This window comes from Streptomyces sp. IBSNAI002 (assembly GCF_052244475.1).
Lineage (GTDB): Bacteria > Actinomycetota > Actinomycetes > Streptomycetales > Streptomycetaceae > Streptomyces.
The window spans coordinates 42,770-55,370 of record NZ_JBQPXG010000002.1; the positions used below are offsets into that span (position 1 = coordinate 42,770).

Annotated in this window: 8 protein-coding genes and 4 pseudogenes; 6 read left to right on the forward strand and 6 right to left on the reverse strand. The window is 64.0% G+C overall.

Annotated features, from left to right (window positions below; translation table 11 throughout):
* Window positions 1-28 precede the first annotated feature (28 nt).
* The 3 genes from ACTVZO_RS00395 to ACTVZO_RS00405 all read right to left on the reverse strand — a co-directional run bounded on the left by ACTVZO_RS00395 (window position 29) and on the right by ACTVZO_RS00405 (window position 4,211).
* A complete protein-coding gene (locus tag ACTVZO_RS00395; protein WP_443296360.1) occupies window positions 29-1,801 on the reverse strand; it encodes an IS1634 family transposase in 1,773 nt (590 codons plus the stop codon).
* 234 nt (window positions 1,802-2,035) lie between these two features.
* Window positions 2,036-2,755 (reverse strand): IS6 family transposase, encoded by a 720-nt coding sequence (locus ACTVZO_RS00400; protein ID WP_443296358.1) that lies wholly within the window; start codon window positions 2,753-2,755, stop codon window positions 2,036-2,038.
* A gap of 260 nt (window positions 2,756-3,015) precedes the next feature.
* A protein-coding gene (locus ACTVZO_RS00405) for an IS3 family transposase (RefSeq protein WP_443296327.1) occupies window positions 3,016-4,211 on the reverse strand; the annotation gives its coding sequence in 2 pieces (ribosomal slippage) (window positions 3,016-3,959 and window positions 3,959-4,211; 1,197 coding nt in all).
* A 1,287-nt stretch (window positions 4,212-5,498) separates the two neighbouring features.
* On the opposite strand from ACTVZO_RS00405, the gene ACTVZO_RS00410 reads away from it, so the two are divergent.
* Window positions 5,499-6,014, forward strand: a complete 516-nt coding sequence (locus ACTVZO_RS00410; protein ID WP_443296361.1) for a hypothetical protein — start codon at window positions 5,499-5,501, stop codon at window positions 6,012-6,014.
* A 51-nt stretch (window positions 6,015-6,065) separates the two neighbouring features.
* Here the strand turns inward: ACTVZO_RS00410 and ACTVZO_RS00415 are convergent, their stop codons facing one another.
* Complete coding sequence (locus tag ACTVZO_RS00415) at window positions 6,066-6,635, reverse strand: ISAs1 family transposase (protein ID WP_443296362.1); 570 nt, start codon at window positions 6,633-6,635, stop codon at window positions 6,066-6,068.
* Between the two features lie 67 nt (window positions 6,636-6,702).
* On the opposite strand from ACTVZO_RS00415, the pseudogene ACTVZO_RS00420 reads away from it, so the two are divergent.
* The 5 genes and pseudogenes from ACTVZO_RS00420 to ACTVZO_RS00440 all read left to right on the forward strand — a co-directional run.
* Window positions 6,703-7,283, forward strand: a pseudogene (locus tag ACTVZO_RS00420) (IS6 family transposase); the annotation flags it as partial.
* A protein-coding gene (locus tag ACTVZO_RS00425; protein WP_443296327.1) for an IS3 family transposase occupies window positions 7,247-8,442 on the forward strand; the annotation gives its coding sequence in 2 pieces (ribosomal slippage) (window positions 7,247-7,499 and window positions 7,499-8,442; 1,197 coding nt in all). The pseudogene ACTVZO_RS00420 and the gene ACTVZO_RS00425, both read left to right, overlap by 37 nt.
* Window positions 8,443-8,485: 43 nt before the next feature.
* Window positions 8,486-8,585 (forward strand): annotated as a pseudogene (locus ACTVZO_RS00430) (IS6 family transposase); the annotation flags it as partial.
* Between the two features lie 1,009 nt (window positions 8,586-9,594).
* A pseudogene (locus ACTVZO_RS00435) lies at window positions 9,595-9,801 on the forward strand (IS6 family transposase); the annotation flags it as partial.
* Window positions 9,802-9,938: 137 nt separating this feature from the next.
* Complete coding sequence (locus ACTVZO_RS00440; RefSeq protein WP_443296364.1) at window positions 9,939-10,664, forward strand: hypothetical protein; 726 nt, start codon at window positions 9,939-9,941, stop codon at window positions 10,662-10,664.
* Between the two features lie 265 nt (window positions 10,665-10,929).
* On the opposite strand, the gene ACTVZO_RS00445 is transcribed toward ACTVZO_RS00440, so the two are convergent.
* Window positions 10,930-12,051 (reverse strand): Kelch repeat-containing protein, encoded by a 1,122-nt coding sequence (locus ACTVZO_RS00445; protein WP_443296365.1) that lies wholly within the window; start codon window positions 12,049-12,051, stop codon window positions 10,930-10,932.
* Between the two features lie 358 nt (window positions 12,052-12,409).
* Window positions 12,410-12,546 (reverse strand): annotated as a pseudogene (locus ACTVZO_RS00450) (IS6 family transposase); the annotation flags it as partial.
* Window positions 12,547-12,601: the final 55 nt, after the last annotated feature.

Here is a 12,601-nt window from a genome sequence, read left to right on the forward strand (position 1 = left end):
TTTCTCTAGGCGGGGGTATCGCTGCTGGTCAGCGGGGTGTGGTGCTGGCCTCGATGATCTTCTTCGGGGTGGGGATGCGGAGCTTGGCCAGGAGGTCGCGTTGCGCCTTGGTGGGGTCGGTGAGCTGGCGGAAGGTGCCGGCGGGGCCGGTGAAGGTGCCCAGGTGGAGCCGGTCGAGTTCGCGGCGGATGGTGGGCCAGGTCGTCTCGGTGGTGGTCTCGGCGATGCGGATCAGCAGCAGGGCGAGCCAGCACAGGATGACGTGGGCACGGATGCGTTCTTCGAGGCGGTGGTAGACCGGGCGGAGGTCGAGGATCTGCTTCATGTCGCGCCAGCCGCGCTCGACTTCCAGGAGCTGCTTGTAGCCCAGCGCGATGTCCTCGGCCGAGAGTTTCGGGTCGCTGCAGCGCAGGAGGTACTTGCCGTCCAGGTTGGCCTCGGCCTTGGCCTTGGTGGCATCGATGCGGAGTTTGCCGGCCGGGGTGGTCCGCAGATAGCGGTTCAGGCCGGGCTTCGCGGCGATTCTCCCGCGCAGTTCGCCGCGTTTGTAGTCCGAGAGTGCGTCGCTGTCTTCGATCAGCTCGGTGAGCTGGGCGGTCAGCTGGGTACGGATCGCTGCGTCCCGGGTGGCGGCTTCGGGGTTGTGGCAGATCACGAAGCGTTCGTTCTCGGAGACCTTCACTTCCTTGACGCGCATGTTGTGTGAGATGTCCTGGTATCGGCCCTGCCGGGAGAGGGCGGCCTTGATCTCGGGCGAGTTGGAGCGGAGCTTCTCGCCGATGATGTAGTGGTGGTCGCCCGAGCGGAGGTAGCGGCGGTTGGCCGCGGAGGCGAAGCCCCGGTCGGCGACCCACACGATCTTGGACAGGGTCCAGTCCCGCATCTCGTCCTTGACCTGGCGTATCAACGCGGAATCGCCGGTGTTGCCCGGCCAGCACCACACCCGCACCGGGATCCCGTCACGTGTGACCGCCATCCCGATCACGATCTGCGGCAGGTCGTCGCGGGAGTCCTTCGACTTCCCCCAGGTCCGGAACCCTCCCATGCTCACGCCGTCGCCGTCGCCGTCGCCGTCGCCGTCGCCGCCGCCGTCGCTGTCGCTGTCGCTGTCGCCGTCGCCGGTTTCGGGGAGGGGGAGGCCGTTTTCGTCGCGGGCGACGGGCAGGTCGGCGTCCTCGAGTTCGAAGTAGGTGCTGGTGGTGTCGAAGAACAGCAGGTCGACTTCGAGGTTGAGCAAGTGGGCAGCCGCATCGAAGACCTGCTGTTCCAGCTTCTCGCGTATCTGGTGCAGCCAGTCCATCGCCCGGTAGCAGGCGTCGTCGTCGACGGGGTCCAGGCCGTCAATGTGCACGTCGTGGTTGACCCACTCGGCAGCGGCCAGTTTCGAGGACGGTGCCAGGGCCCTGTTCGCGACCAGCGCGAACAGGGCGCGCTCGGTGGCCTCAACATTCCGCGGACGGCCTCGCCCCCGGGTGCCCAGCGCGGCCACGATGCGAGGGAGTTCCAGCCGCTGCCACAGCTGGTCCAGGAGATACGCGCCGCCGAAGGGGCGGGACTCGACGAAGTCCAGCTCCGTGTTCGCCTCGGCGGTCGCCGCCAGTGCGGCAGCCGGATCCAGCAGCCTGGACAGTGAGCCGACCAGGCGGCGCACCGCGTCGGTGTCCAGCTGGTCCTCACGGCCGAAGCCGTACAGCAGCTTGGGCACCGACCGCCCCGCCGCTGCGTCCCACGTGTTGTGGGCCAGGTGCAGGTAGCGGACCGTGCCGCTCTTGGTCTTCCGACTCGTCGTCTTCACATACATCGCTCTAGACCATACACGCCTGAGTCATGCCGTTAATGGGCAGTCGGGCCAAAGCGTTTCTCTAGGCGTTTCTAGCCCGCTCGGCACCACCGAGGCTGCTGACCAGGCACTTCACCTCATCAGACCCTCTAGACCGCCCGAATTACGCGGAACGCAGGGTGTTGTCACGTTATCGAGGGCGTGATCGCCTGAGGGTGCGTCAGGATGCACCGGGGGGCTGGCGGCGGCTGTGGTTCAGGCCGCAGCGGGCATATCGGTGGCGCCGGTGATGCGGTTCCAGATGGTGAAGCGGACCCTCATTTCCAAGCGGTACCGGCCAGCGGTCATGAGGTGCCGGTAGGGCCGGAAGTGGGGTGAGATCCCGGTGAACGCCGACAGGAACCGCTGCGCCCCGCCGACGCTGCGGAACCCTTTCATCGCCCGTTCCCGCTGCCTCGTGGGCTGGTGCGAGTTCTCCGCCCGGTTGTTCAGTCCCTTGTGGGAACGGTGTTCCACCGAAGGCATCACCTCACGGCACGCAGCCCCGTAGGACCGGAGCTTGTCCGTGACGACCACCCTGGGCACCTGCCCGGTCGCGGTCAGGAGCCGGCGGAAGAAACGCCTGGCCGCAGCCTTGTCACGGCGATTCTGGACGAGGATGTCGAGGACGTTGCCGTCGGCGTCCACAGCCCGCCACAAGTACTTTTGCACCCCGCCGATCTTGACGAAGACCTCGTCGAGGTGCCATTTGTCGCCTGGCTGCGGGCGCCTGCGGCGCAGCGCGTTGGCGTAGGCCTGGCCGAACTTCAGACACCACCGGCGGATGGTCTCGTAGGAGACGACCACACCCCGCTCGAGCATCATCTCCTCGGCCTCACGGAAGGAGAGCGGGAAGCGGAAGTACAGCCACACACAGTGCGAGATGACCTCGACCGGGTAACGGTGGTTCTTGTACGACGGCGTGCTCGACGACACGAGCGGACCCCTCCCCGGACACGGACAACCCCAAGATCATCCCAGACCGCCGAACAAGGTGACAGCGCCCATCCAGCCGGTCAGTGAGAATCCGAAGCCGGCGAGTTCTGCGGTCGCTTCGGTTGGCTCGAATCCGGCAGCGGCGTAGGTGACGGTGAGAGTGACGAGGCAGCCGGTGGCCTGGACGACCGTTAGTGCAATGCCTCCCTCTCTGCCAATGAGGGGCCCCGCGTTTTCCGGACAGCTGCTAATTAGCAAATTCAGGCTGCGAGCTGCTGGTTCAGGTACTCGTCGTGGACCTCTCGTGGGGTCCGGTACCCGAGTCCCGAGTGACGGCGCTTCGTATTGTAGCGGACCTCTATGTAGCGGGCGATGTCGCGGTAGGCGTGTTCTCGGGTGGGGTATACGGTCCGGTGGACACGTTCATTTTTCAGGGTCGCGAAGAATGATTCCGCCATGGCATTGTCGTAGCAGATCCCGGTCCGGCCAACGGATTGCCGGATTCTTAGCCCGGTCAGTGTATTGGCGAACTGGGTCGAGGTGTAATTGCTGCCGCGGTCCGAGTGAAAGATGGCGTCTTCGGCGAGTGGGTGGTTGCGTGCTGCCATTTTGATGGCTGCTTCGATAAGTGGGGTCTTGTAGTTGTCGTCCATGGCCCACCCGATGACGGCTTTGGTGTGGCAGTCGATGACGGTGGCGAGGAATACCCAGCCTTCCCAGGTTGGAATGTATGTGATGTCGCCGACCATTTTGCGGCCGGGTGCGTCGGCGGTGAAGTCGCGGTTCACGAGGTCAGGGATCGGGCCGGCGGAGCCGTCGTTCTCGGTGAGGCTGTGGCGCCACGGTCGTGGCTGACACGCCTGGAGGTCCAGTTCCCGCATGAGGTCACGCACGAGCTCGGGTCCGCAGGGGACGCCCCACGCGGACAGGTCGGCGTGGACCCGACGGTAGCCGTAGGTTTCGTCAGAATCCTCGAACGACTTGGTGATCAGCAATTTCAGATCCTCCCGTCGCCGGGCAGTCGCTGAAATCGGCCTGCTCCGCCATTCGTAGAAGCCGGAGCGGGATACTTCCAGCCAGTCGCACATCTTGGCAACCGGCACCGTGTCTTCAGTGTTCGTGGTAAATATTGCGTACTCTGCATCGATGAACTCGAACTTGTCGCTCACCGAGGGTCCTTGGCGAAGTACGCTGCAACTTTTTCCAGGAAAGCGACTTTCTGTCGCAGCTCGCGCAATTCTCGTTCCTGCTCCCGCAGGCGGGCGCGCTCGTCGAGCGTGAGTTCCGGCTCCTCGCCATCATGCTCACGACGGTATGCGTTGACCCAGTTTCCCAGAGTTCCTTCAACGAGTCCGAGTTCCCGGGCGACCTGGGCGACCGGACGCGACGTCTCGATCACCATCTTCACGGCCTCTTCCCGATACTCCGGGCTAAATTTCCTGCGTTTCTGCGACAACCGACTTCCCTTTCCGAGTGGTCCCACCGTAGTGGGACCACTGTCCGGAAGGTTCGGGGCGCCTCACAATGTGGTGCAAGCCAGGCCAACGCCGCCCTCTACCGGGCCGTGCTCACCCGCCTGCGCTGGCACCCACGCACCCACGACTACCTGCAACGACGCCTCACCGAAGGCAAAACCCGCCGCGAGATCATCCGATGCCTCAAACGCTACGTCGCACGAGAGGTCTACAAACTCCTCACCCCCACCACGACAGCCAGCAGCCCCACGACCCCCACCCCAACCGCACCTCGACATCCATAGGGGCATCAGCACCGTTGACAGACCCCGGTAAGGAGTCGGCGGAAGAAGCGCCCGGGCCGTGTTCAGGTTGCCGGTGTAACCGTTGGCGCTGCCGGCGCCATCGGAACTTGAGAACTAATGACTGGACCTGAGGCAGGAGAGGCGGGGCTTGCACCATTTTCGTTCAAGGCGATGACTGTGTACGTAGTCGGGCTCGCATTAACAGGGACGACGATGCTGGTCGCAGTGCCGGCAGGGAAAAAGGTGGTCGTATTGCAGGAGCTTGGACATGAGCCAGGGGTGGTGGCGATCACGCGATATCCAGTAGCTCCAGGAACAGCATCCCACGATACGCGAACGGTCCTCGCGACGACTGGATCACTTGCAGCCGGCGGCGTCCCGAGGCCGCCGCCATTAGAGATACTGCTTTCCTTCCCGAGAGCGTTGCCGTCTCCATTGACGATGGAGCCACAGGCATTGTTGCTTTGGGACCCGTTGTTGACAATCGTGCATTCCGCAGATCGCTCGCCGTTGTCATCCTTGTCTTGCGCGTGGACAGGGGCCGCACCCGCCGCCAGAAGAGCAGCAGCGACCACAACCGCGCCCGCAAGAGACTTTTTCATGACCATATCCCTCTCACTCCAAATCCACACCTGCGCTTCGCTTCAGTCGATCATCGCAACTCACGCAGGCCTGTTTTAGAAACCGCGCAGGATTCCAGCTGTGATGTTGCGATGATTCCGTCAAACGGAGCAACGGATTTGACCTATAGACCCCATTTGGCAGAATCGCCAGAGAGCTCGGGCAGCTGCTCGGGTTTGGCGGTTCACCCGTATTATCCTCGTTCCGTTCGAAACGGGCAGTCCACACTGAAGGGTCTTAGGGTTGCATCCGGTATCGAGGCAAAATTCATCCAAACGAACCACAAAACGGCCCCGCCTCCCCCAACCCAGCGCGCCGCCAGCCTAGAAGTAGGTCACGCCCACAGCTTCGATAGGCACATGCATGCGCTACGCCCGCCCCGTACTCACCAGCGCTACGACACTCTTCGCCCTCAGTGTCTTGACCCTGGGGTCCATCGCCCACGCCAACAGTAGCTCCGAGAAGAGCGAGGCCGACTGCGCCATCACGAACAGCGGCCACAACAACAACATGTCCTGCGGCTACATGATCGTCGGCAACAACAACACAACCGGCACAGCGCACAAAATCGGTCTGGGATCAACCCCCGGATGCACGACTTTCATCCCAGTCCGCAATAGCAGTACCCATATCCTGATTCCATGGGTAGACGGCACGCGTAACTCGCAGATGGCGCCCGGAAGTACCAACTCATACTGCTCGGATTCTGACGTAGAATTTCAACTGGGTGACCGAACCAGTGAGCTCAGCCTCTCCTTCGAGAATGTCTTCGGGCCACTGCTGACCTGCACTTCGATGTTCACAAACCCGCGCATTGAATGCACCGCTGACTCCGACCTCTCACAAGTGGTGATTCAAAACACGCCGACGAGCTCGTAACACGATCCTCAGGGCTAATTCATAGTCGTGTTGATCATGCTGCGTTCCAGGTCAGGCGAGTCTGAGGAGGTCGAGGGGGCGGGTGAAGGGCGTGTAGGAGACCTCGCGGAGTCCGGCAGCGATGTTGTGGTGGCCGGCGTCGCGGAGGGTGTTGACCACGAGGTTGCGGAGGGTGGCCATGTTGGCCGGCCCGTGTCCGGTGCGGATCTTGGAGGCGTCCTCGGCGAACGTGGTGTCCCGAACGTGGTGGACGGCCTCGACACCCCACTGCGCTCTGGCGATACGGCCGATGACCTGGGGTGATGCCTGGGACGACGTCATGTCGGTGATAGCGTGGATGGTCTGCCGGGTGACCTTGCCAGTCTTCAGGTCCGTGCGGTGCCGCAGGATCTTCACCGCCTGGACGACGTGGGGGAAGTCCAGGCCGAGACCGGTGACGGTGAGAGTGCGTATCGAGCGGGTCGAGCGTCGGCCGTCCCCGCGCTCACGGTCGTAGCGGCGGGCGGTCACTTCCTTCCACGGCAGGGCCTTGACGGCCGCGTGGAGGCGGGGCTGGTTGCCCTTGACGACCATCAGATAGTGGGCGTTCTCCGCCTCGACCAGCCATTTCGGCCTTGTCACGTTGTCGGTGGCGGGGTGGGATGATCTTCGGGCTGTCCGTCTGGGGAGGGGTCCGTTCGTGTCGCCTATGACGCCGTCGTACGCGAACCACCGCTACCCGGCCGAGGTCATCGCGCACTGTGTGTGGCTGTACTTCCGCTTCCCGCTCTCCTTCCGGGAGGTCGAGGAGATGATGCTCGAGCGCGGCGTCGTCGTCTCCCACGAGACGGTCCGGCGCTGGTGCCTGAAATTCGGCCAGACCTACGCCAACGCCCTGCGTCGACGGCGCCCGCAGCCCGGTGACAAGTGGCACCTCGACGAGGTCTTCATCAAGATCGGCGGTTTGCAAAGATTCCTGTGGCGAGCCGTGGATCACGACGGCAACGTCCTCGACATCCTGGTCCAGAACCGCCGGGACAAGGCCGCGGCCAGGCGTTTCTTCCGCCGGCTCCTCACCACCACCGGGCGGGTGCCCAGGGTGATCGTGACGGAAAGCTCCGCTCCTACGGGGCTGCGCACCGCGAGGTGATGCCCTCGGTGGAACACCGCTCCCACAAAGGCTTGAATGAGGCGCCCCGAACCTTCCGGACAGTGGTCCCACTACGGTGGGACCACTCGGAAAGGGAAGTCGGTTGTCGCAGAAACGCAGGAAATTTAGCCCGGAGTATCGGGAAGAGGCCGTGAAGATGGTGATCGAGACGTCGCGTCCGGTCGCCCAGGTCGCCCGGGAACTCGGACTCGTTGAAGGAACTCTGGGAAACTGGGTCAACGCATACCGTCGTGAGCATGATGGCGAGGAGCCGGAACTCACGCTCGACGAGCGCGCCCGCCTGCGGGAGCAGGAACGAGAATTGCGCGAGCTGCGACAGAAAGTCGCTTTCCTGGAAAAAGTTGCAGCGTACTTCGCCAAGGACCCTCGGTGAGCGACAAGTTCGAGTTCATCGATGCAGAGTACGCAATATTTACCACGAACACTGAAGACACGGTGCCGGTTGCCAAGATGTGCGACTGGCTGGAAGTATCCCGCTCCGGCTTCTACGAATGGCGGAGCAGGCCGATTTCAGCGACTGCCCGGCGACGGGAGGATCTGAAATTGCTGATCACCAAGTCGTTCGAGGATTCTGACGAAACCTACGGCTACCGTCGGGTCCACGCCGACCTGTCCGCGTGGGGCGTCCCCTGCGGACCCGAGCTCGTGCGTGACCTCATGCGGGAACTGGACCTCCAGGCGTGTCAGCCACGACCGTGGCGCCACAGCCTCACCGAGAACGACGGCTCCGCCGGCCCGATCCCTGACCTCGTGAACCGCGACTTCACCGCCGACGCACCCGGCCGCAAAATGGTCGGCGACATCACATACATTCCAACCTGGGAAGGCTGGGTATTCCTCGCCACCGTCATCGACTGCCACACCAAAGCCGTCATCGGGTGGGCCATGGACGACAACTACAAGACCCCACTTATCGAAGCAGCCATCAAAATGGCAGCACGCAACCACCCACTCGCCGAAGACGCCATCTTTCACTCGGACCGCGGCAGCAATTACACCTCGACCCAGTTCGCCAATACACTGACCGGGCTAAGAATCCGGCAATCCGTTGGCCGGACCGGGATCTGCTACGACAATGCCATGGCGGAATCATTCTTCGCGACCCTGAAAAATGAACGTGTCCACCGGACCGTATACCCCACCCGAGAACACGCCTACCGCGACATCGCCCGCTACATAGAGGTCCGCTACAATACGAAGCGCCGTCACTCGGGACTCGGGTACCGGACCCCACGAGAGGTCCACGACGAGTACCTGAACCAGCAGCTCGCAGCCTGAATTTGCTAATTAGCAGCTGTCCGGAAAACGCGGGGCCCCTCAGAACAACCGGGCCGAGAACTCCCACCAGCCCACCAGGCAGCGCGAACGCGCGATGAAAGGATTCCGCAGCCCAGGCTCCGCGCAACGCTTCCTGTCCGCGTTCACCGGGATCTCACCCCACTTCCGACCCCACCGCCACCTCATGACCGCCGCCCGCCACCGCTTCGAAATGACGATCCGCTTCACCATCTGGAACCACGTCACGGGTGCCGCCGGCACGCCAGCCACAGCCTGAACCACAGCCGACTCCGGCCCCCTCACACCCTGGCGCACCCTCAGGCGATCGCACCCCCGATAACGTGACAGCACCCCCTCAAGCTCTTCGCCCGCTGCATCCGACACCTGGCCGAAGAGCGCGACGACCTCAACAAACGAATAGCCGAGACGGTGAAAGCCTGCGCTCCCGGCCTGCTCAACACATGCGGCGTCGGCCCCGACAGCGCCTGATCAAGCCCTTGCCCGCACGGCAGACCCGAATGGGTAGTTTTCGACAATCACATACCCTTCCGCCACCACGCAGTACAATGGCGCCCCCTGCGCCCCCTGCGCCGCACAGCCGGTGACGATTCCATTTCCATCGAAGGTAAACGTGAGCGTGACTTGCCCCGCTGGGTCGCCTTGCTCTGTGTTTAGGGTATAAACCTGAGGGCTATTTTCAGACACGGAGACACAGGGCGCGTAGGGGTCGTTCGGGTCCTGGTTTAGGACTACTGGATAGTAGGAAATCCCTTGGCTGATCAGGGTGTAATTACTGATGTTGCAGAACCCCACGTTTTGACCAGAAGGCGGAAGTGCGCCCAATCCCCCTTGAGACGATCCGCTATTGTGTCCTGTGCCAATGAGGATGTCCCCACAGGACTGATAGACGTTTGTATTATTGTCCCCCGTTTGAAGCGTGCAGTCGGTCCCGCCCTTAAGGTCGCCAACATCTACCGCGTGCGCCACGGAGGCCACGCCAGCGAAGGCAATCGATGCAATAGCCGATACGAAAACACGCTGTACATTCCGACGCATTAGCTGAATTCCTTCGCTCCGGCAGTCTATGTCTGTCCCACGCAGCATGCTGCACAAGAGCACAACATCAGGGGATCGACACCTGAATTTTCAAGACCCCCCAGGCAGCGGGAACGCGCGATGAAAGGATTCCGTACCGTCGGCGGAGCGCAGCGGTTCCTGTCTGCGTTCACCGGGATCTCACCGCACTTCCGGCCCCACCGGCATCTGATGACGACCGGCCGGCACCGCTGCGAAATGAGGGTCCGCTTCACCATCTGGAACCAGATCACCGGCGCCACCGGCATGCCCGCCGCAGCCTGAGCAGCGGGCCTGACCGGGTCCCAGCATGCCCTGACACGCCATCAAACGATCACATCGCTGACAACGTGGCAGTGCCTGAGTAGTTGATGTTCATCGCTCCGTTATTGACGGGGGTGCACAGGGTGAGGAGTAGTGGGGTGCAGTTGGCGGTCATGGTGCCGAGCGGGCCGCTGTTGGTGAACGTGATGTCGTCCTTCGCGCACGCCCAGCCGTCCACCGCGGGAACCGCCGGTCATGCCCGCGCCGCCGTCCAACTCCTTCCCGCCGGTGACAAGACCGGTGACACCGAGCCGGTTTTCTGCGGCGGGTTCCAGTCTCCCATCGCCGGCGGTTGGCAGTCGAAGGGCGTCACGAGCCTGGGCGGCGGCTGGACGGCCAAGGTCTCCGTCAACCCCTCCGCCCGCGCCTCCCAGGCCGAGATCTCCCGTGGCGGGATATTCAAGGGCCGACTCGACGCCTGCACAAAGAATGCCAACATCAAGATCGACGGACGCATCTTCACCCTCACCCCCACCGGCACGGTCTCCACGGCCGACTCCAGGCCCGCCCCCGCCCCCGTTCCGGGCGGTTGGCAGTCGAAGGGCGGGAGGTACCTCGGCGCAGGCTGGAGCGCCAGCGTCGACATCAACGCCTCCGCCCGCACAGCGCGTGCCGACATCGCCCGAGGCGGCGTAGTCAAGGGGCACGTGGAGGCGTTCGGAAAGAACGCGAACATTAAGCCTCACCCCCGCGGGCACGGTCACCTCGCACTTCGTCGGCTCGGCACCGGGCGCCACCGCACCCGCCCCGGACGCCGGGGCGGCCGCAGCAGCGGGCTGAGCCGCCTCTACCGGTCCCCTCATAGACCCCATGACCGGCGGTGAGGGGATCATGGAGGCCGAACCAGGCCGCATCCCGATCGCGTAGCGGGCATCAAGGCTGTGTTCACGACGCTCTTGAGGACAGACCACCCGTTCGCATGACGTGGGCACATGTGGAGCGGGATGAGGCCGGTGCCTGACGAACCCGCGCTTTCCCGCTGCTGACCTGAGGAAACTCCCAATCCAGGTGTCACTCCGGCATGCTGGGCCGGATCCGGTCGGCCAACGCGCGTTGCCCTTGCTCGACACGCCCGGCCATTGGCGGGGGTCAGTTTGAGGGACAGCGTCGCTCGCCACAGCCGCGGACGTAGAGCTCCGCCGAGGCGGTGATCTCGGTGAGGTTCCCGCCCCCGGTGATCAGGACACTGCCGTTGCGCAGCAGCGTGGCAGTCTGTCCCGCCAGTGCGGTGCTCATGGAGCCGGTCGGGCCGAACTTGCCGGTTCGCGGATTGTAGATCTCAGCCGAAGCCAGGAAGGTGTCGCCAAAGCCCCCGCCCGTGACCAGGACCGTGCCGTCGGCAAGCAGTGTCGCAGTGTGCACGCTGCGCGCTTCGGCCATGCTGCCTGTGGTGGTGAAGGTGCCCGTCATGGGGTTGTACACCTCAGCCGAGGCAAGCGCCCCGGTGGCGTTGTCGCCGCCGGCGACCAGTACCTTGCCGCTGCGCAGCGTGGTCGCGGTGTGGAACTCCCGGGCCACGCTCATGGATCCGGTCGCGGTGAACGTGCCCGCGGCGGGGTCGTAGAGCTCGGCCGAGGCCAGTTCGCCGTCCTCGCCGTTGCTGTTGCCACCCGCGACGAGGACCTTTCCGTTGCCGAGGCGGGTAGCCGTGTGTGTGTCCCGGGGGGTGGTCATGGCGCCGGTGGCGGTGAAGGTGCCGGTGGCCGGGTCGTAGAGCTCGGCCGAGTTCAGCACACTGGTGTCGCTCGCTCCACCCGCGACGAGGACCTTTCCGTTGCCGAGGCGGGTGGCCGTGTGGGCCGTCCGGGGGGTGGTCATGGAGCCTGTGGCGGTGAAGGTGCCGGTGGCCGGATCGTACAGTTCGGCCGAGTTGAGTACGGTGTTCTGGTCAGGCTGGCCACCTGTGATCAGCACCTTGCCATCGTGCAGGATCGTGGCCTTGTGCAGGAACCGTGCGACGCTCATTGAGCCGGTGGCGGTGAAGGTGCGGGTGGCCGGGTCGTACAGCTCCGCCGAGGCGGCGTTCCCGCCGAGTCCCCCGACGACAAGAACCTTGCCGCTGTGCAGTGGGGTCGCCGTCTGGAAGTACCGGGGCTGTGTCATGGATCCGGTGGCAACGAAACTGCCGCTGCCCGTGCCGTCGGCCGACGCCGTACCGGCAACGGCCGCACCCGATCCGAGCAACAGCGCGGTGAGGAGCAGGAGAGGCATGGCCCTGAGGCGGTGAACGATTGGGGAGAGTTGTCCGAAGCGGTGCGCCACGGACATCCCTGACCCTTGCAGAATGATCATATTCGACCTTCTTCGCCTGGCTGATGGAGGCCGCCGAGTCCTCGTCCGTCCTTGCCAGACGGCGGGTTGGAGGACTCCGCGAGGCGCCATACTGCTTGGCTCCGATCACGTCGGCTGCGGCAATTCGCTACCGAAGAGGACAAATCACCTGTTCGTACCATCGGATGGTGCCGATCGTGAGTCGTGTTAATGCGGGAGGGCGCCATTCCATGCCCCTGTCCGGCGGGTACCCGTGAAGGAGATCGTGCGGCCGGCCGGCGGATTCCCGTGGTGCAGGGCGCACTGTCTCGCAGGAGACGACGACGCCGCGCTTGAGCATCATCTCCTCCACCTCACGGAACGAGAGCGGGAAGCGGAAGTACAGCCACACACAGTGCGCGATGATCTCTACGGGGTAGCGGTGGTTCTTGTACGACGGCGACGCAGACGACACGGATCCCACCCCTCCCCGGGCACCCACAACCCGAAG